The sequence below is a fragment of the Eubacterium ruminantium genome (genome assembly GCF_900167085.1).
Classification (GTDB): Bacteria; Bacillota; Clostridia; order Lachnospirales; family Lachnospiraceae; genus Eubacterium_Q; species Eubacterium_Q ruminantium.
The window spans coordinates 101,091-122,237 of the sequence record NZ_FUXA01000007.1; the positions used below are offsets into that span (position 1 = coordinate 101,091).

Here is a 21,147-nt window from a genome sequence, read left to right on the forward strand (position 1 = left end):
TAAAAAAATATAATGCGAACTAAATTCTGTCAGCTATAAGGCTTCCCATCTCATCGCATTTAACCTGAGCTTCGCCCGGCTTAGCGATATCGATTGTACGATAGCCTTCTTCAAGTACCTTCTTAACTGCTGTTTCAATAGCATCTGCTTCTTTATCAAGGTCAAATGTATAACGTAACATCATTGCTGCACTAAGAATAGTAGCTATTGGATTTGCTATATTCTTTCCTGCGATATCAGGAGCTGAACCACCTGATGGCTCATACATACCGAACTTTGTCTCATTAAGAGATGCAGAAGGAAGCATTCCGATAGATCCTGTGATCATCGAAGCTTCATCAGAAAGAATATCTCCGAACATATTCTCTGTAAGCATTACATCGAACTGTGAAGGATTCTTTACAAGCTGCATTGCGGCATTATCTACAAGCATTGTCTCAAATTCAACTTCAGGATAATCAGCTGCAACTTCAGCAACTATCTTTCTCCAGAGTCTTGATGAATCAAGAACATTTGCTTTATCTACAAGTGTAACCTTCTTACGACGCTTCATTGCTATATCAAAACCTTTGATCGCAATACGTCTGATTTCTTTCTCTGTATATGTAAGTGTATCAACTGCTGTCACTACACCATCTATCTCTTTAGTATATCTGTCTCCGAAATAAAGTCCACCGGTAAGCTCTCTCATTATCATCATATCGAAGCCCTGTGCTGCTACCGACTCTTTAAGAGGACAAGCTTCCTTAAGTTCCGGATAAAGATAAGCAGGACGAAGGTTAGCAAAAAGTTCAAGCTCCTTACGAATTTTCAGAAGTCCTGCTTCAGGCCTCTTCTCAGGTGGAAGTTTATACCATGGACTTGTCTGTGTATTACCACCGATAGACCCGAGAAGAACCGCATCCTTAGACTTTGCGATTGCTACAGCCTCATCTGTAAGAGGTTCGCCTGTAGCATCTATAGAGCATCCACCCATAAGGATCTGCTCATAATTAAATGTGTGTCCGAACTTTTCACCGACTTTATCAAGAACCTTCATTGCTTCAGTAACAACTTCAGGTCCGATTCCGTCACCTTTAATAACTGCTAGATTACAAATCATTTTATCATCTCCTGTTTATATAGATTATAAACTATTATTCTTTTGAATTTACGTAATTGATAAGACCACCCTTAGCGATAAGGTTCTGCATGAATGGAGGGAATGCCTGTCCCTGATATGTCTTACCTGTTGTCTCATCTGTTATTACACCACTGTCGAAATCTATATCAACAATGTCTCCTGCTTTGATCTCATTTGCTGCTTCTGCACATTCAATAATAGGAAGTCCTATGTTGATTGAATTTCTGTAGAAAATTCTTGCAAATGTATCAGCGATAACACAGCTGATTCCTGAAGCCTTGATTGCGATAGGTGCATGCTCTCTTGAAGAACCGCAGCCAAAATTCTTGCCGGCTACCATTATATCTCCGTCTTTGACTCTATTTACAAAATCAGCATCGATATCTTCCATACACTTCTTTGCAAGTTCTGCAGGATCGGCAGTATTAAGATATCTTGCCGGGATGATAACATCTGTATCTACATTGTCACCATATTTATGTACTGTTCCATGTGCTTTCATGTAAGCCTCCTGTTCTTTAGATAAACGATAGATCTTTATCGTTCGCTCTATTCTATTTATTTCATTTAATTCTGTATATTTCATTTAATATTATTTTTCTTTTTTTTATCTATCCTGATTGCTGAAACCACTGCATAAACCACAACCAGCACCAGTAAAACATACTCAACTATAAGAAAAATATAATTCTTTGTGCCGCAGAATAATCCATCCATGATCAACTGAATTCCAATCAGCAGAAATACTATTCCCGATTGGCGGTAATATGGTTTCTTGTCCATGGTGCGTCGTTCTTCTTTATTTGCATAAATCCACGCATTATTTATAAGCGGCCCTTTTTCCTTAACCTGAAGGATCCCTAAAGTAATGCATAACGCCGCAGCCACATACATGATTATTTCTACAGCTATCATAAGCTTACCTCCTAATTACAGTTCTTCAGGTGAAGCGATCTTTCCGAGAACTGCTGAAGCCGCTGCTACTGCAGGACTTGCAAGGTATATTTCAGAATCAATAGCACCCATACGTCCTACGAAGTTACGATTGGTTGTTGAAACCGATCTCTCTCCGTGAGCAAGGATACCCATATGTCCTCCAAGGCAAGGACCACAAGTAGGAGTTGAAATGATTGCGCCTGCATTTATAAATATCTCAGCAAGTCCTTCCTTAATCATCTGAAGGTAAACCGCCTGAGTTGCAGGAATAATTATAACTCTTACATTCTTAGCACATGTACGTCCGTTTAATACATCTGCAGCGATACGCATATCAGAGATACGACCATTTGTACATGAACCGATAACAACCTGATCGATAGTGATATCGCCAACCTCATCTATAGTCTTTGTGTTCTCAGGAAGATGAGGGAATGCAACTGTTGGACGAAGTGTTGAAAGATCAATAGTATATGTCTCGTCATATTCTGCATCTTCATCTGCTTCATATGCTTTATATTCTCTTGTTGCATGCTCTTTTAAATATTCAACAGTTAATTCATCTACAGGGAAGATACCATTCTTGGCACCGGCTTCGATAGCCATATTCGCGATTGTGAATCTGTCGTCCATTGTAAGCTCTTTGATACCGTCACCAACGAATTCCATTGATCTGTATCTTGCACCGTCAACACCGATCTTGCCGATGATGTGAAGGATAACATCTTTACCACTTACCCATGCCGGCTTCTTTCCTGTTATAACAAACTTAATAGCTGAAGGTACTCTGAACCATGTCTGTCCTGTAACCATACCGCATGCCATATCTGTACTTCCCACACCTGTTGAGAATGCACCGAGCGCACCGTATGTACATGTATGTGAATCAGCTCCTATAACTGCATCACCTGCAACTACAAGACCTTTTTCAGGAAGGAGTGAATGTTCAATACCCATTGCTCCTACATCGAAATAATTTGTGATCTGATTTTCGTTTGAGAAATCTCTAACCTGTTTAACATGTTCAGCACTCTTAATATCTTTATTAGGAGTAAAATGATCCATTACAAGAGCGATCTTGTCTTTATCAAATACGTCCTTCTTCTTAAATTTACTTAGTTCATTGATGGCCACCGGAGTAGTTACATCATTTCCTAACACAAGATCAAGTTTCGCTTCGATAAGATCACCTGCTGCAACACTTGGAAGACCTGCATGAGCAGCAAGAATCTTTTGGGTCATAGTCATTCCCATATTTATTTCCTCCTAAAATTTACTCAAGACAAAAGAGACGGTAATCTTCTCAAACTCACAAGAATGATTCCCGACTCATCTGTCAGTATATTCAACCTAAACTTTTTCGGTTAAACATGAATTAGATATGATTATATATCTTTATATACCATAATTACAATCATTTTTTCTTGAAATTCATTTCTTTACCTTGATTAAGCCCCTCATATTCGGATTCAACCACCTTAAAAATGAGCTTATCGTCTACTTTTGAAAAAATACCGACGAACCAGTAATCTTCATTTATATATCCCTGATTCATTACAAGATTATCATCGGTGATATTGGCATTACCTGTAACCGTATATAGATCCTTAAAGGTAAATTCAATCTTATATTCACCATTTTCCGTACTGTCTTCGGAGATCTTGAGGAGGCTCTCACCGTCTTCATCGAAAACCCATTCCCCAAGAAATTCATCATTAACAGCCGGCTTATGGTCTTCAACAGCCAGAATATTATTATAATATCCGAATCCCAGATATTCAGGTTTTGATATCTTGGTTATGTCTCCGTTTTCATCGGTCTCAACATATACGATATCTGTTTCAAATACAGGCGAATGTGCTGATTTTTCATTATCTTTTATCTTATATTTGATGGCATAATTGTTGTAAGGATCGTCTGTATAAATAGGATAAAGCATTTCCATATCTTCGCCGTACCAGTTATCCATAAACAGATTTATATCTATCCTCTGAAGGAAAACCGAGTCACCGAGGTCCAGCCATCTGTTGGCATAGAATCCTGTGCCTTTCACCTTAAGTGCTTCATTTCCTTCTTCCAAAAGGACTGTCTCCTCTTCCGGAATATCCTTTTTAAATATCCATGCTTTGTCGCCGGAAACATTTTTGAATTTAAATATCTCTCCCGACATCATTGTATCTTCATTACCTATTTCTCTAAGAGAAATGATATACTGGCCGTCCACAGTAGCCGCCAGAATCTGATAAAATGAAGTCTCATTCAAAAACTTCTCCTGATCCGTAACATATCCGTCAGAAGTGCTCTCAGGTTTTAAACCGATGAGATTCGCATTATTATCATCTTCAAATGCATTTTGGAAAGATATATCTGCCTTAACAAATGCCTGACCATCTTCACCTGTTATCGTGCATTTCTTTTTATCTTCATAAAATTCGATCTTAAGTGCCGGAGTTTCACTGATAGGATTACCGCTATTAACCATAACCCACTCTCCATCAAGAAAGCTCATTATATCGTCCACTGTATCGACATAGATATCCTTTACATCCGGACCATCTTTCAGTCCGGCAGGCAGAACAACTTCCGTAGTTATCTCAGTCACATCCGAACCCGGTTCATTTGTACTGAGCGAAGTACCGTTTATATCTTCTGTTGTTACAATACTGCTAGAAGGCTGTCCATGATTATTGTTATGCTTTTTATGCTGATTTGTATTCGAACATCCGGTAAGCATCGCAAGTCCCATCACGACTCCTGCTGCCAGCCCCTTCTTCTTCATATCTTTACCTCCTGTAGGGAATAACTCAAAATGTAAAATCATCATGCTTGATCCGTCATTTAAATGACCAATCTATTCCACTTCAGTTCCATCACCAAAACTTTTCTTTAACCTCTTCAAAGTATCATTATCTACTTCTTTTTCGCCATATCTTACTTCATTATAAATATCCGTAGATTTTGTGATATCCTTCTTCACATCTTCTCTAATCTTATCACGGATATCAAATGTTGTATCTGTATCACTCGGAGTATTTTTCTTATTAAGCTTTATGACATTTTTTCTGTATAATCTTCTGAATTTTTCTTCATTGGAAAATCTTTCTCTGAACTTCCCGAAAACACCACCATTTTTAGCAGCCTCTTTACCTCTTACATCCTCAAGCTTCTCAACTATATCTCCGTCTTCTTTCTTTCTCGCAAGGATAAGTTTGATTATCCTTCTGAGAATTATGAATACCATTATGGCAATTACTGTAAAAACAAGTATCTGAACGAGGAAATAAAATGAATTGCCGGAGCCCTCTATAAGTTCCTCCATCTCTTCTTCCTCAACAACTTTTCTCCTTGACGGAGGTTCTTCGGAGAAAATGAGACCGAATAAAAATCCGATTCCCCTGAAAAAGAATACAAATATAAACAGTATCCATTTCATGCTTTTTAGGAATCTTTCAAGATATTCATCAAGCCCGAAAACATTTGCAAGGAATATCATTAGAACAATTCCGAATATAACTCCCGCAACTATAATTGTATTGGAATTAAGCATTTTATTTGCGGTCTTTTTAGATATATCCTTACTCGTATCAAAGAACTCTCTTACGCCGTCCATATAAAGGATTATGAAATGCAGTAAAAATAGCATAAGCGGGATTGTATAAGCCCTTGCAAGAACAAGATTATTATGAGTTGCAAAACCGTAAATATATACAAAAATACCAAAGGCAAAAGGCGCCAACGGAAGATCTTCAAAAGATTTAATGGTCTTACCTTTTTCAAGGAAAAGCATAGCTGTTACACCATAATATACAACCCCAAAACAAAGCATAACTTTGTGCGGAATGAGATCCGGCATAATGATCACAGCTATAAACATCAAAATATGTAAGAATAGTATTAATATATTATTATTGGCTTTATATCTCAAAAGATATGAAATCAAACTGATCGTACAAAGCACAAGTATTGATGTCACATCAAATGGCTTTTGTTTAAAGAAAAACAAAAGGAAATCCAATATAAAATATATAAATATAGTATTGTATATATATACAAAAAACGTTCTGATCAATTTCAACCTAGGAGTCATTTTTCTTCACCTCCCAGCCGTACATATAACTTCTCTTCTCTCTGAGAGGAATAGTATCATAATGAGGAACAACCATTGTAACCGCCAGATTATTCCTGTTCATCTTGTCAACTTCTGTAAGAAGATCCTCTCTGTGATATGGAGAAATAATTATATATTGAATATTTTGAGCACCGTATTTTGTTTCTTTCTTTAATATCTTCATGAACTCTTCCGTAGCACCTGTAGATGTTATGGAAGAAAGTGATTTGTCTATAGTTATTGAATGGCTAAGATCGGCCCCCTTACCTACGTAAGGACATGGAATATCTCTATTTGTATGAAGTTCTGACACATCCCCGGAAAGACTTAATGCTTCGCCGGATCTTATATCCCTCATATAACCATTCGAAAAGAATGAAACTGCAATTTTTCTTTCAAGAAGTCTCCTTGCAATAGAACTTGCAAGACAGATTGTTTCTTCAAGGAGATATCCTGTAGCGATCATATTGTCCGCCTCAAGATTAAGGAATATCTTGACTTCCCTGTCCATAGTATAATCATAAAGATTTACCATAAGATCATTTCTCTTGGCTGTCTGTCTCCAATTGATACTCTTCTGACTGTCAGTTCGGGTATATTCCCTGATGCCTCTAAATGAAAGATTATCATAAATAAGACTTCTCTTTGCAGATACTTCACCCATGATTCCACGCATCATATTATCGAAACTATCCGTTCTTATCTTACGCGGAAATACATAAATAATCGCATCATTATCAACCTGACGCGCAAAAGTAGAGATAAGAAAAAAGTCCCTTACCTGTATGGTTCCGTTAGACACAAGAAAAAAGCCTCTTCTGGTACCTCTGATGATATACTTTCTGGTTATCTTCTGATTTGCGAGAACAGAAAACGCTTCATTTCTATAACATAGATCTGTTATAGTAGAGTTCTTTTCATCATTAAATACCAAGGATTTATCAATGGAATATTTCAGCTGAAATACAGGCAAAGGGAGAAGCTTTTTATTGCTTATCTCGATCTTCATCTCATTCTCTTCGCCGTACTCAATGTAATTTCTGTCAAAAGATATTTTGGCAGAAAGTCCCTTATTCCAATTGCGTCGGTATAATTCTTTTTGAAAAGCAAAAATAATATAAAGCGCAATAAATGCTATGATAAGTTTCATTCAGCCCAATTCTCCGTAGGTACAATTATCCCTTTAACAATATCATTAATTACAGTATTACATTCAAGCATAGTCTGTATTCCGGATGCAGTGATTATCCTGTGTCCGAGTACATAAGGTGCAAGGAATCTTACATCATCCGGAATAACATAATTTCTTCCGGAAATAGCTGCAAATGCCTGACTCACTCTCATAAGAGCAATACTTGCTCTCGGACTGATACCTACAAGAAGCTTATTGGAATTTCTTGTAGCTATAGCTATATCAACAATATATTCTTCTATGCACTTATGAACATAGATATTTTTCACTTCATTTATAGCATTAAGGATATCCTCACAACTGCAAACCGGCTGAATCTCTTCCATCGGATTTGCTGATTTATAGGTTTCAAGGATGGTAATCTCATCCTCCTTATTAAGATTATCCATAGACATTTTAATAAGGAATCTATCTAACTGCGCTTCCGGAATCGGATATGTACCTGTGGTTTCAAGTGGGTTTTCTGTTGCAATAACAAGAAACGGACTAGGGAGAGATAAAGTCTCTCTATCGATTGTGCATGTTCTTTCCTCCATAGATTCAAGAAGACTCGACTGAGTTCTAGGAGTTGCACGGTTGATTTCGTCCGCAAGTAGAATATTTGTAAAAATAGGACCTTTCAGCAGATGGAACTCTTCATCTTTTCTGCTGTAAACATTAATACCTGTAATATCCTGAGGCATAAGGTCCGGCGTAAACTGGATACGTCCCATATCTCCGTTTATACTCTTTGCAATACATTTCGCAAGAGTTGTCTTACCAGTTCCGGGATTATCCTCTAAAAGAACGTGTCCGCCTGCAAGAATAGCAGAAAAAATAAGTGAAAATGTCTCATCTCTTCCGATGATGCACCTTCTCACATTTCCAAGAACTTTTAAGTATAAATCTCTAGTAATCATATAATTCCCCTTTATCAAATTATAACCAATACATTTTGTTCCATCTTAAGATATCGGCCGCATCTTCAATTTCTTGAAAATGCGACCGTGAATTATTAAATTTAGTTGTAATATTCTACACCTGATTCAAAGATCTGCTGATCCTTTTCTCCGTAAATATTTATATAATCAGCTGTAGCACGTCTCTCAGAATGACCCATCTTTCCGAGGATACGTCCTGTTGCATCTGTGATACCTTCAATAGCCATGTAAGATGCGTTGATGTTGTAATCCTCATCCATAGTTGGATTACCTTCAAGATCAACATACTGTGTAGCTACCTGACCATTCTCGAAGAGCTTCTTAAGCCACTCATCATTCGCAACAAATCTTCCTTCACCATGTGACATAGGTATAGAGTAAACTCCACCGAGTTCAGCACGTCTGAGCCATGGTGACTTATTGGAAACAACCTTTGTATATGCCATCTTGGACTGATGACGTCCGATAGAGTTACGAGCAAGTGTTGGGCTGTCCTCTCCCTGAGCTCTGATTTCACCATATGGTACGAGACCAAGTTTCATAAGAGCCTGGAAACCGTTACAGATACCAAGAACAAGACCGTCTCTCTCATGGATAAGCTTCATAAGTTCATCAGCAATCTTCTGATTTCTGAATGCTGTAGCGATAAATTTACCTGATCCGTCAGGTTCATCACCTGCTGAGAATCCACCAGGGAACATAACGATCTGAGCATTGCTGATGGCCTTTGTAAATGCATCAACAGATTCTCTTATTCCTTCAGCATCCATATTGTTAAGAACTATAGTTGTAACTTCAGCTCCTGCTCTTTCGAACGCATGAGCTGAATCATATTCGCAGTTAGTACCAGGGAATACAGGTATAAATACACGTGGCTTAGCAATCTTATTCTTAGCAACCTGTATTGTCTTTGCTGTATAAAGTCCTGTAGAGATCTTCTTATCTTCAACATTTGAAGCTGTTGGGAATACCTTTTCAAGTTTTCCTGTCCAGATATTAACTGCTTCATCAACTGAAACCTTACTGCTTCCGTAGCTGAATGTTCCATCATCTGTAACTTCACCGATTACAGTAAATGGTGCCTTAAGCTTCTCAAGATTTTCAGGACAGATCTCAACGATTATTGAACCGTAATCTCTACTGATAAGTTCTTCCTTAGAAATGATCTTATTATCTAACTTAACGCCAAGCTTATTACCGAATGCCATTTTGCTGACTGCTTCGATGACACCACCGAAACCAACTGCAAATGCAGATTCGATTAGATCATTTTCAACATCTGATCTGTAACTTGCATACTTATCAAGTACATCAGCATAATCAGGAAGGCTGAATTCATCTTTCTTGATATCAAGTTTTAATATAAGATTTCCTGCCTTCTTAAACTCTGTTGTGATTATATTCATGTAGCTGTTTACATCAACTGCGAATGAACAGAGTGTTGGTGGAACATCTATATCATTAAATGTTCCCGACATACTGTCCTTACCACCGATTGATGGAAGTCCGAGTCCGATTTGAGCAGCATATGAACCAAGAAGAGCTGCAAGAGGCTTACCCCATCTTGTAGGATCTTCTGTCATTCTTTCAAAATATTCCTGGAATGTAAGTCTAATCTTACTTACATCACCACCTGCAGCAGCTATCTTAGCTACTGAATGAATAACAGCATATACTGCACCATGATATGGGCTCCAGCTTGAAAGATATGGATCAAGACCATAGCTCATCATAGTTACTGTATCTGTCTTACCCTTAAGAACAGGGAGTTTAGCTGTCATTGTCTGTATAGGTGAAAGCTGATATTTACCACCGTAAGGCATTGTTACTGTACCTGCACCAATAGTACTGTCGAACATCTCAACAAGGCCCTTCTGTGAACATACATTAAGATCTGCGAGAACTGCCTTCCAAATATCAGTAACATCTGCTTTATCATCAAGTCCGTAAACTGATGCTTTCTTTGCTTCTTCGAAATAGTTGTCATCCTTAGAAGGTGTCTCAACAACTGCTGTTGTTTCCTGATGAGCACCGTTTGTATCAAGGAATGCACGGCTGAGGTCAACGATAGTCTTACCTCTCCATTTCATAACAAGTCTTGGGCTTTCTGTAACTGTTGCAACCTTAACTGCTTCAAGGTTTTCTTCTCTCGCATAGTCAAGGATCTTATCAGCATCTGCAGGATCAACAACAAGTGCCATTCTTTCCTGTGACTCTGAGATTGCAAGTTCTGTTCCGTCAAGACCTGCATATTTCTTAGGAACGAGATCAAGATTAATATCAAGTCCGGCTGCAAGTTCACCGATAGCTACGGATACACCACCTGCACCGAAGTCATTACATTTCTTAATGAGAGAGGCAACTTCTTCTCTTCTGAAAAGTCTCTGAAGTTTTCTTTCTGTAGGAGCATTACCCTTCTGAACCTCAGCACCGCAAGTTGTAAGTGATTCAGATGTGTGTGCCTTTGAAGATCCTGTTGCACCACCGCAACCGTCACGACCTGTACGTCCACCAAGGAGGATAATGATATCTCCCGGATCAGATGTAAGTCTCTTAACATTCTTCTTAGGAGCTGCACCGATAACGGCACCGATCTCCATACGCTTAGCAACATAATTTGGATGATATACTTCGTTTACAAGACCTGTAGCAAGACCGATCTGGTTACCATATGAAGAATATCCTTCTGCTGCTGTTCTTACGATCTTTCTCTGAGGAAGCTTACCAGGCATAGTCTCCTTAAGTGACTTTGTAGGATCAGCCGCACCTGTAACACGCATAGCCTGATATACATATGTACGTCCTGAAAGCGGATCACGGATAGCTCCACCAAGACATGTAGCAGCACCACCGAATGGCTCGATTTCTGTAGGATGGTTATGTGTTTCATTCTTGAAACTTACAAGCCAGTCCTCTTTCACGCCATCTATCTCAACAGGAACAACTATTGTACAAGCGTTGATCTCATCCGACTCATCAAGGTCAGCAAGCTTTCCGTCTGCACGAAGCTTCTTCATTCCCATAAGAGCTATATCCATAAGGCAGATGAACTTATCATCACGTCCCTTGTAAATAACTTCTCTGTCGCTCTTATATTTATCAAATGTATCTGTGATAGCCTTCTTATAGAAACCGTCTGTAAATGATACATCAGTAAGCTCTGTCGCAAATGTTGTATGACGGCAGTGATCTGACCAATATGTATCAAGTACTCTGATTTCAGTCATTGAAGGATCACGTGATTCTTCATTCTTGAAATAATTCTGAATATGAAGGAAATCCTTAAATGTCATAGCAAGTCCAAGACTGTCATAAAGTGCCTTTAATTCTGCTTCAGGCATATCCTTAAATCCGTCAAAGATCTTAACATCTTCAGGTTCAGGATGCTGCATAACAAGAGTTTCAGGCTTAACTTCATCAGTAATCCTTGAATCTACAGGGTTAACAACATACTCCTCGATTGCCTTCTTATCATCTTCTGAAATCTCACCGCTTATAACATAAGTTACAGCAGATCTTATGATTGGCTCTTCATTTTCATTGAGAAGCTTAACACACTGTTCTGCAGAATCTGCCCTCTGATCAAACTGACCCGGAAGGAATTCGGTAGCAAATACAAAATCGCCTTCATTCTTTGGAAAAGACTCCTCAAATACAGTATCAACAGGTGGTTCTGAAAATACAGTAGGGATAGCCTTCTTATATGTATCCTCTGTAATATTCTCAATATCATATCTTACAAGTTCGCGAACTGTGATATTCTTGATACCGAGATACTCTCTGAACTGCTGCTGAAGATCTTTTGCTCTTACAGCATAATCCTGTTTTTTCTCCACATAGATTCTTCTTACGTTACTCATTTTATCCTCCATATATTATGATGCATGTATAGGCATTTGCTGCCTTTATCATACATTATTTATGCATTTTCCTTATCATCCTGTATATGACAACATTCTGGAATACCATAGGATTGTCATGTACAAAGAAAATGATACCGCTGGTAGGCGCAAGTACTGTTGAAATGACATTTCCGGTCATAGGGTCGATTATATCAGCCAGCTTCTGACCTCTTGTAACTTCTTCATTTGTACCTACGTATTTTCTAAAGAAACCTGCTTCATCTGACTTGATTGAAAGCATCTTTTCTTCATTCATTACAGTGGAAATATATCCACCCTGGCAATTATATTTGATGATTCCCATTCTTGAAAGGAATCTTAAAACTGCGGAAACAGCTGTCTCAGCATATCCTTCGTGGATTCTTTCTGTCCCTCCGGAATAGATAGAGAAAACTTCTGTTCCTGCCATCTGCCAGTTATAAGCAAGAGTTACAGCCTCATATGGTCTGCCTTCACTCATAAGAACATAAGGCATTCCAAAGAGATTTGCAAGATTTGTTCCTTCTTTTTCAGATGCCAGCATCCTTATATGAGGAATGAACTGTCCCTGAAGATAGAAACTTCTGAACTGAATACCATAAAGATATTCTTTCGCTGTTTCAAGTGTAGCATATGCTATTCTGCTTGTTGCAGGTCCGCTTGGATTTCCCGGAAACTGTCTGTTGATATCCGAATCATCCGAAAGCCAGTATTTGTGACTTGCATTCATTGCGCTGTAATTAAGCGAAGGGATAACAAGTATCTGTTTGCCCGATACTATCGCACCCTCTTCTTCAAGTCTTGCCAGTTTTTTGGAAAGAATGGAGCAAATATAAAGCTGCTGAAATTCATGTCCTCTCAGAGCTCCGACTATACAAGCCGATTTCTCTCCTCTTCCGTAAGTATATCCATAAACAGAATACTCGCCTCTAAAAGCAGTATTCATGGTATAAAGCGTTTCTTTGGTCATTTTCTCACTCCTACTATTCTTGCAAGTAAAGAGCCTTCCTCGATAGCAGGATATTCTCTCATTCCTGTTATCATTCCCGTTATAGGTGCCCTGATCACTTCTTCAACAGATCCTGTAATAACATCAACGACTTTTCCGATTTCATCATTTTCATTTACCATATCATGAACAGATGACTTAGGAATAAATATTCCGCTGCTCTCAGAATTGATATAGATCATATCGTCGTCATGGACCAAAAACGGATCCTTTGGCTTAACGGTCTCACCCTTCCAGATTCCCATATATTTCATAAGCGAAAATATACCGTCAACTATCTGATTACAGTAATCCTGATCGATCTTATATGCATAACTTGACTCAGTAACGCAGCATTTAACACCGATCTTATTGAGTTCATATGCAAGGCTTCCTTTGTTAACCTGTGTCGATGGATGTACCCAGATCATATCTGTATTAAGATGTTCAACGTAAGGCATTATCTCTTTCTCAACATCATCATTCATTCTGATCTGCGGAATCTCGCAAAGGTACATATCACTTCCGTGAACATCGAGACAGAAATCAGCGCCTTCGATATCACGAAGCACTGCATTTGCCGCATATTCACCCATAGCTCCCTGTTCAGAACCCGGGAAGAGTTCATTCATATTAAGTTCAGGTCCGGGAATCTCCCTTACTCCCGCTTCAAGTCCCATAGGATTAAGCGATGGATATATATCAACTATTCCGGTAAGATCCTCGTAACTGTTTTTTATTCTTCTGATCGTTTCATAACAAATATACTGCCCCTGTAGCTCATCTCCGTAAATCCCCGAAACGATACAAAGCCTCTTGCACCCTCTTGTATAATCAGGCTCGAGACGGTTCTTCTTTATCTTCAGTGTTTCCCCAACCATAAGGTTCACTGAAACTACTGTATCTATCATGTAACACCCCTAAATTTATGTAATTATTACAACGTCAAACTTTATTATACAATAATAAGAGTTATTGTATCAAGTGCGATTATAAAGCCAAAAATATTTAAAATATATTTTCATTAAACTGCATTTTTTTACACCAAAGTTGCTTCTTATTCATTTTGAAGCATCTCTTTCGCGGCACTGATAACATTGTCCGAGATAATATCTCCGCCAAGAAGTCTTGCTATCTCCTTGACTTTTTCATCTCCTTCAATTCGCCTGATTCCCGTGAATGTTCTCTCATCTTTAACAACTTTTTCAATGATATAGCTGTTATCAGCCTTTGAGGCTATCTGCGGAAGATGTGTAATGGAAATGATCTGGTGATCCTTCGCAAGTTTCTTCATCATCTCCGCAACTTTCTGGGCAGTGATGCCGCTGATACCCACATCTACCTCATCGAATATAAGAGTCGGCGTATTATCCGTATCCGCAAGTGTTGACTTTATGCTGAGCATGATTCTTGATAACTCACCGCCGGATGCCACCATATGAAGCGGTCTTGCTTCTTCTCCCACGTTAGTAGATATCATAAATACTGCCTGATCTATACCATCTGCAGTATATGTCTCTTTCCTGTCGAAATTCATATAAAAGAGAACTCTGTTAAAGTTAAGATTTTCAAGACCTTCGCTTATGCCCTTACTGAGTACTTCAGCCTGCTTCTTTCTTGCGGCAGACAGTTCTTCCGATATACGGTCAAGCTCTCTCTCAAGCTTGATATCATTTTCTTTAAGTTCTTCAAGTTTTTCATCAAATGATAAAAGTCCTGAAAGCTCCTCTTTCATTTCTTCACAGCTATTAAGTATATCTTCTATGGAATGACCGTATTTTGCTTTAAGTGAATTAATAAGATCCAGTCTTCTCTCGGTTTCTTTATATGTTTCATCATCAAACTCAGCATCTGCTATATATTCACTGAGAGAATGATTGAAATCATTTAAAATAGAATCCACATCTGTAAGAAGGCTTACAAGTCCTTCCGCATCTTTATCAAGCTTTTCGATATTTCTAAGTCGCTGAAGAGCTCTTGAGATATTATTTCCTGCTGAAGATGATGAATCATATCCTGTGATATTATAAACTTCTTCTGTTATCTCGCATATTTCCTTACTGTTATTCATTTTAAGGAATAATGCTTCAAGTTCCTCATCTTCACCCGGACGAAGGGCTGCCGCATCAATCTCATTTATCTCGTATTTAAGGAAATCAATCCTCTTAAATCTGTCAGACGATGAACCATTCATCTTCTCCAATTCATGATGATTATTCATATAAGCCTTATAACTTTCGGAAACCTTTTCCTTAAGTGCCTGAAGCCCCTTATCCGATGCATCAAGTATCTCTATATGTTTATCTTCCTGAAGAAGTGTCGTCTGTTCATGCTGAGCATGAAGATTTATAAGCTTCTCCGCAACCTCTTTAATCTTCGATACAGTGACAGTCTCTCCGTTAATTCGGCTTATCACTCTGTCACCGGACAGTTTTCTTGAAATGGTTATCATTCCGTCTGAAATGAATTCTTTTATCACTTCATCCTGAATCTTATCACTGTTCACATCAAAAGAAAGCTCCACGAGCCCGTCCTTATCTTTATCTCTTAAAAGTTCTCTACTAAATCGTCCGCCCAGTCCGATTCCTATGGCACCGATAATAATAGATTTACCGGCTCCTGTCTCTCCGGTGAGGATATTCAGCCCCTTGCCGAATTCAATATCCAGCTCATCAATAAGCGCCAGATTTTTAACATGTATATTTATAAGCATACTTAACCTATTCCCTTCAATAAAGCCAAAATTCTCTCAAAGAACAAAACGCAAAGATTACACATTGTGTATATTTCGGTAATTATACAATGCGTATTCTTTGCGGTCAACATATCATTCTTCTGATTTAATCTTTATCTCTTTTATGATCTTTTCTGTATAATTATGATTCTTTACTGCGAGAAAGATAGTATCGTCTCCTGCAATACTTCCAAGTAATCCGTCTATCTCAAGTCTATCAAGAGCCGCTGCAACAGCCATTGCCACACCGGAGACAGTCTTGATCACTATAAGATTTTCAGCCGGAACCATAGATAAAATGCCTGCCTGTAATACCGACTTGTATGAGTCGCTTCCTGTCATATTTGCATCTTTAACTGCTGTATAAACAAGCCTTCTTCCCGAACCCATCTTCTTTCTCAGCCCAAGCTCTCTTATATCTCTGGATACAGTTGCCTGAGTTACATGATATCCATGATTAACTAGTTCTTCTCTCAGATCCTCCTGTGTTTCGATATCCTTTGAAGCGATTATCTCGAGTATCATGTCCTGTCTTTCATTTTTCATAATTTATACCATCCGATTTTACTTAATAAATCTATCTCTTAGTCTATACGCTTTATCTTCTGTCTTAAAATATCATAGAAATTACTTTCCGTGATTGAAATGCACTTTACTGTATCCCCTAAAACTTCTATGTCACAATATTCATCTTCTTTGATCGCTCTGTTTATAAATCCGTCAAAGGATACATCAACGCCAACTCCGTCATATGCACAGTCTTCAAATACTTCTACTCGAATCTTATCTTCGCTGGAGAATACAAAGCTCTTACTTTCAAGCGAATGAGGTGATATCGGAGTTACTATCATGACTTTTGCATCCGGTGATACAAGCGGTCCTCCTGCTGAAAGATTATAAGCAGTGGAACCTGTCGGAGTTGAAATGATAACGCCGTCCGCTTTATAAGTTTCAAAATAATCACCATTTACATATACCTTAAGTGCTATCAGTCTGAGCTTTCCGGTTCTGTAAAATACGATATCATTTACAGCTTTAAAACTGCCGTCGCCTATCTTACCCGTAAGGAGCATTCGTTCGCTAAGTTTATAATTTCCTTCAACAAGGTGCTGAACCATCTCTTCCATCCTCTGGACTTCGACTTCAGCAAGGAATCCCATTCTTCCGAGGTTCACTCCTATCATCGGAAGATCGGAGCCTCCCGTAACGTGAGCCGCACGAAGAAATGTTCCGTCTCCTCCGAGAACGATTATAGCGTCTCTGTCTTTTAATTTATCTTCAGTTACACATCCCTGAACCGTATCCTGATCTCCACTGGCTATAGTCGCCGTCCCGTTGTGGCGCTTTATTATCTCCACCAGCTGATTTGATAAAGTTCTGTCACTGTCTTTAATGCTATTTACATATATCAAAAAATTACGAAGACTTTTCATGCTTTAATACCTATTGTTATTTATCAAGAGTTTCATGACTGAGTGTAACCACTTCATCTATACGTGAATCATCAATCCTTACTATATCTTCACTTTGTTTATCACCCTGCTCATCCATATCTTCTGTCTTTTTAATATAGAGCAGATATTCGATATTTCCTTCCGGTCCTTTAACCGGTGAGAAATCAAGCCCCTTGAAACTGAATCCGTTATTTCCGGCAAATTCAGTAACCATTTTTATTACTTCTTTATGGACATTTCTATCTCTTACAACGCCCTTTTTCCCTACCTTTTCACGACCTGCTTCAAACTGAGGTTTAATGAGGCACACAACCTCTCCACCCGGTTTAAGAAGGTCTCTTACAGGTCCAAGAACCTTTGTAAGTGATATAAATGAAACATCTATCGAAGCAAAGTCAAGAATATCGGAAATGTCATCAGGTGTAACATATCTTATATTGGTCTTTTCCATACATACGACACGCTCATCATTTCTGAGTTTCCAGTCAAGCTGACCGTGTCCTACATCCACACTGTAAACCTTGGTTGCCCCGTTCTGCAGCATGCAGTCTGTAAAACCACCTGTTGAAGCTCCGACATCCATACAGACATAACCATCAAGTCTTATTCCGTATACATCCATGGCTTTCTCAAGCTTAAGTCCGCCTCGGCTTACATACTTCAAAGTCTTGCCCCTGACCTCGATATTTACAGTCTCTTCGAATGTACTTCCTGCTTTATCTTCTTTATTGTTATCAACATAAACTATTCCTGCCATGATAAGACGCTTTGCCTTTTCTCTTGAATCGGCAAGCCCCTTCTCATACAGTAATACATCAAGTCTTTTCTTCATAATGATCCTTTTATAAATTTTTAACTATGGTTTCATACATCATATCGGCCGAGATTCCCAATTCATTTCTAAGTTCATCCACCGAACCCTGTCTTACCATATCCTGTTTGATACAGAAGTTGAGTATCTTCGGATATCTTATATTCTCCTTAGAGCATCCTGTATCAAATTTCTCACCTGAACACATCTTGGAAAGTTCATCAAGAATGATACTTGCGGCTCTCTCACCATAGCTTCCGGCTTCGCAGGTTTCTTCGGCAAATGCAATTATATCGAACTTACCTGCCAGATTTTTAAGTAACTCTTCATCGATAGGTTTTATAAATCTTCCGCTGACAAAGAGAGGTTCGATATTACTTTCGGAAATGAGTCTGTCTCTTAATTTGACCGATTCTTCAACCATATTTCCGCAGGCAATTATAGCCACTCTCTTCTTTATCTCACCGGAAGTATCTTTCTTATCATCAAGAGAACTATTCTTCTCCTCTATCTCAATACTGCCTGATATTATTTCAGCCGATTCATCGGAAAAATCTTTATTCGTTGCAAGGCCTCTATATGCAAATCCTCTACTGTATTTAATAGCTACAGGTCCGTCGCATTTTGCAGCATATTCAAATGCTGCACAAAGCTCGGATGCATTTTTAGGAGCTATTACCTTAAGTCCCGGCATATCCGCAAGATAAGCATCATCATATATACCCTGATGTGTTTCTCCGTCTCGACCTACCAGTCCGGATCTATCTATAGCGAAGATAACATGCAGCCCCTGAAGACATACATCATGAAGTATCTGATCATAAGCTCTCTGCAAGAATGAAGAATATATTGCCACAACCGGAATATACCCTCCCGCTGCAAGTCCTGCCGCAAATGTTACCGCATGCTGTTCAGCTATACCAACATCAAAAGTCCTCTCAGGGAATTTCTTCTGGAAATAATTGACTCCGGTCCCCTGAGCCATGGCTGCTGTGATAGCCACTATTCTATTATCTTTTGCTCCCAGCTCACATAACTTTTTACCGAATACATCAGTATTTGTGGCTCTTGTTTTTCTATTTACGCTTTTACCTGTTTCAAGAAGGAAAGGATCCACTCCATGGAAATGCTCAGGATATTTTTCTGCATATTTATATCCTGCACCCTTTACTGTCTTTACATGAACAAGAATAGGCTTATTCAGCTTAAATGCCTTTCTGAATGTTCTGGTCATTTCTTTAATATTATGACCATCAACAGGTCCTATATAAGTTATGCCCATTTCTTCGACAAAACTTCCCTTAACGAAAAGAGTCTTTAAACTGTCCTTAGAGCGCTTAAGTCCCTTTGCCATCTTCTCTCCCACATCGGGAATACTCTTAAGGATATTCTCAACTCCTGCCTTAAGATCATTATAAGGCTCACCAACTCGCAGTTTATTCAAATATCTTGAGACGCCGCCTACATTTTTATCTATGGACATTTCATTATCATTCAGAATAATAACAAGATTGGACTTGATCCTCGAAAGCTGATTGAATGCTTCATAGACCATACCGCCTGTCATGGAACCATCCCCTATAACAGCGCATATTTTCTCATTGGAACCTCTGAGTTCCCTTGCAGCAACCATTCCGACAGCAGCCGAAATACTGGTAGAACTGTGGCCTGTATTGAAAGAATCCGCATCACTTTCATCTCTTTTCGGAAATCCACTGAGTCCGTCAAACTTCCTGAGAGTATCAAAATCATTTTTTCTTCCTGTGAGTATCTTATGTGTATAGGCCTGGTGACCCACATCAAAAATAAGCTTATCTTCAGGGAAATTCATACATAAATGAAGTGCCATGGTAAGCTCCACAACTCCAAGATTAGACGCAAGATGTCCACCATTTTTGCTGACCTTTTCAAGGATAAAATTTCGTATCTCCTGTGCAAGATCATCCATACAATCCGGAGATACATTCTTTATATCATTTGCTTTATTAATATCTTTAAGTATTTTCATTATTTTTCTCTGGTTATCATTTTGATTATAAGATCCTTAAGCATATCGAGATAAGGATTGATGTCATCATTTTGATTTATTATTTCACTATATGCTTCATCAATAAGACCTGTCGCAAGTTCTGATGCCTGCTTAACATATTCGCGGGCCTTATCAAGTCCGTAAAGTGTAACAAATGTAACCTTTCCATTTTTTTCATCCTGGCTTACTTCCTTGCCCAGAATCTTTTCATCCCCTGTTACGTCAAGGATGTCATCCTGAACCTGAAACGCCATACCGACATAGTATGCAGCATTCTGAAGCTTATCAAGAAGCTCTCCGCTTACTCCGGCAAGTGTTGCGCCGATAGCAACAGCACATTCAAGAAGTGCTGCTGTCTTATTGGAATAAATATATGAAAGCTGTTTCTTATCAGGCTTCTTTCCTGTAAGTACCACATCCAGAGTCTGACCGCCAAGCATTCCGTAAAGTCCCGGTTTTGAAGCAAGGATAAGGATTGATTTCTCTACATCCGCATCTCCCGGTGCGTCTATAAAACTCTTTGCGGCAACTTCATAGCTGTAATTTAAAAGTCCGTCTCCGGCAAGGATAGCAATGTCCTCTCCAAATGCTTTATGCACTGTTGGCTTTCCTCTTCTGAGAGAATCATTATCAAGTGCCGGAAGATCATCATGTATAAGTGAATATGTATGTATCATTTCAAGAGCCGCCATGAAATTCTCTATAACTTTATCATGCGCCTTGATCTTTTTCTTATCTTTATTGCTAAGTGAAAATGCCTTATATGTAAGGTACATAAGAGTTGGTCTTACTCTCTTACCACCGGCTTCAACCGCGTAAACCATAGCATCTCTGACCTTATCAGACATTCCGTCAGGTTCAGGAAGAAACTTAAGAACAGTCTCTTCTATGTATGTGCCAACGGTTTTTTCGTTAATCTTGTCCTTATTTTTTTTACTGTTATTTACTTTTTTTGAAGTTTTCTCAGCCAT

At 38.7% G+C, this 21,147-nt stretch carries 17 protein-coding genes; all 17 read right to left on the bottom strand.

What is annotated here, in order from left to right; genetic code table 11:
• Positions 1-19 precede the first annotated feature (19 nt).
• The 17 genes from leuB to B5D25_RS06130 all read right to left on the bottom strand — a co-directional run bounded on the left by leuB (position 20) and on the right by B5D25_RS06130 (position 21,147).
• On the bottom strand, positions 20-1,102 hold the full coding sequence (gene leuB, locus B5D25_RS06050) for a 3-isopropylmalate dehydrogenase (protein ID WP_078787066.1): 1,083 nt from the start codon (positions 1,100-1,102) through the stop codon (positions 20-22).
• A gap of 34 nt (positions 1,103-1,136) precedes the next feature.
• The gene (gene leuD, locus B5D25_RS06055) at positions 1,137-1,625 is read right to left on the bottom strand and encodes a 3-isopropylmalate dehydratase small subunit (RefSeq protein WP_078787067.1); all 489 of its coding nucleotides are present in this window, start codon (positions 1,623-1,625) and stop codon (positions 1,137-1,139) included.
• An 80-nt stretch (positions 1,626-1,705) separates the two neighbouring features.
• Entirely contained in the window at positions 1,706-2,038 is a 333-nt protein-coding gene (locus B5D25_RS06060) for a DUF3784 domain-containing protein (RefSeq protein WP_078787068.1), read from the bottom strand.
• A gap of 15 nt (positions 2,039-2,053) precedes the next feature.
• Positions 2,054-3,313 (bottom strand): 3-isopropylmalate dehydratase large subunit, encoded by a 1,260-nt coding sequence (leuC, locus tag B5D25_RS06065; protein ID WP_078787069.1) that lies wholly within the window; start codon positions 3,311-3,313, stop codon positions 2,054-2,056.
• A 160-nt stretch (positions 3,314-3,473) separates the two neighbouring features.
• Positions 3,474-4,838, bottom strand: a complete 1,365-nt coding sequence (locus B5D25_RS06070; RefSeq protein WP_078787070.1) for a hypothetical protein — start codon at positions 4,836-4,838, stop codon at positions 3,474-3,476.
• 72 nt (positions 4,839-4,910) lie between these two features.
• Positions 4,911-5,912 carry a hypothetical protein gene (locus tag B5D25_RS06075; protein WP_143000650.1) on the bottom strand — a complete coding sequence of 334 codons (1,002 nt, stop codon included), beginning with the start codon at positions 5,910-5,912 and terminating at the stop codon, positions 4,911-4,913.
• A gap of 223 nt (positions 5,913-6,135) precedes the next feature.
• Positions 6,136-7,317, bottom strand: coding sequence for a DUF58 domain-containing protein (locus B5D25_RS06080; RefSeq protein WP_078787072.1), 1,182 nt, complete (start codon positions 7,315-7,317; stop codon positions 6,136-6,138).
• On the bottom strand, positions 7,314-8,258 hold the full coding sequence (locus tag B5D25_RS06085; RefSeq protein ID WP_078787073.1) for an AAA family ATPase: 945 nt from the start codon (positions 8,256-8,258) through the stop codon (positions 7,314-7,316). The genes B5D25_RS06080 and B5D25_RS06085 overlap by 4 nt, the downstream gene beginning before the upstream one ends.
• A gap of 101 nt (positions 8,259-8,359) precedes the next feature.
• Positions 8,360-12,139, bottom strand: coding sequence for a phosphoribosylformylglycinamidine synthase (locus tag B5D25_RS06090; RefSeq protein WP_078787074.1), 3,780 nt, complete (start codon positions 12,137-12,139; stop codon positions 8,360-8,362).
• Positions 12,140-12,194: 55 nt separating this feature from the next.
• Positions 12,195-13,130 carry a M14 family metallopeptidase gene (locus B5D25_RS06095; protein WP_078787075.1) on the bottom strand — a complete coding sequence of 312 codons (936 nt, stop codon included), beginning with the start codon at positions 13,128-13,130 and terminating at the stop codon, positions 12,195-12,197.
• Positions 13,127-14,059, bottom strand: coding sequence for a M14 family metallopeptidase (locus tag B5D25_RS06100; RefSeq protein WP_078787076.1), 933 nt, complete (start codon positions 14,057-14,059; stop codon positions 13,127-13,129). Before B5D25_RS06100 ends, B5D25_RS06095 begins: the two co-directional genes overlap by 4 nt.
• A 146-nt stretch (positions 14,060-14,205) precedes the next feature.
• On the bottom strand, positions 14,206-15,861 hold the full coding sequence (recN, locus tag B5D25_RS06105; RefSeq protein ID WP_078787077.1) for a DNA repair protein RecN: 1,656 nt from the start codon (positions 15,859-15,861) through the stop codon (positions 14,206-14,208).
• A 114-nt stretch (positions 15,862-15,975) separates the two neighbouring features.
• A complete protein-coding gene (locus tag B5D25_RS06110) occupies positions 15,976-16,428 on the bottom strand; it encodes an arginine repressor (RefSeq protein WP_078787078.1) in 453 nt (150 codons plus the stop codon).
• A gap of 38 nt (positions 16,429-16,466) precedes the next feature.
• Complete coding sequence (locus B5D25_RS06115) at positions 16,467-17,315, bottom strand: NAD(+)/NADH kinase (protein ID WP_078787079.1); 849 nt, start codon at positions 17,313-17,315, stop codon at positions 16,467-16,469.
• Between the two features lie 16 nt (positions 17,316-17,331).
• A complete protein-coding gene (locus B5D25_RS06120) occupies positions 17,332-18,168 on the bottom strand; it encodes a TlyA family RNA methyltransferase (protein ID WP_078787080.1) in 837 nt (278 codons plus the stop codon).
• A 10-nt stretch (positions 18,169-18,178) separates the two neighbouring features.
• Positions 18,179-20,155, bottom strand: a complete 1,977-nt coding sequence (dxs, locus tag B5D25_RS06125; protein ID WP_078787081.1) for a 1-deoxy-D-xylulose-5-phosphate synthase — start codon at positions 20,153-20,155, stop codon at positions 18,179-18,181.
• The gene (locus B5D25_RS06130) at positions 20,155-21,147 is read right to left on the bottom strand and encodes a polyprenyl synthetase family protein (protein WP_078787082.1); all 993 of its coding nucleotides are present in this window, start codon (positions 21,145-21,147) and stop codon (positions 20,155-20,157) included. Before B5D25_RS06130 ends, dxs begins: the two co-directional genes overlap by 1 nt.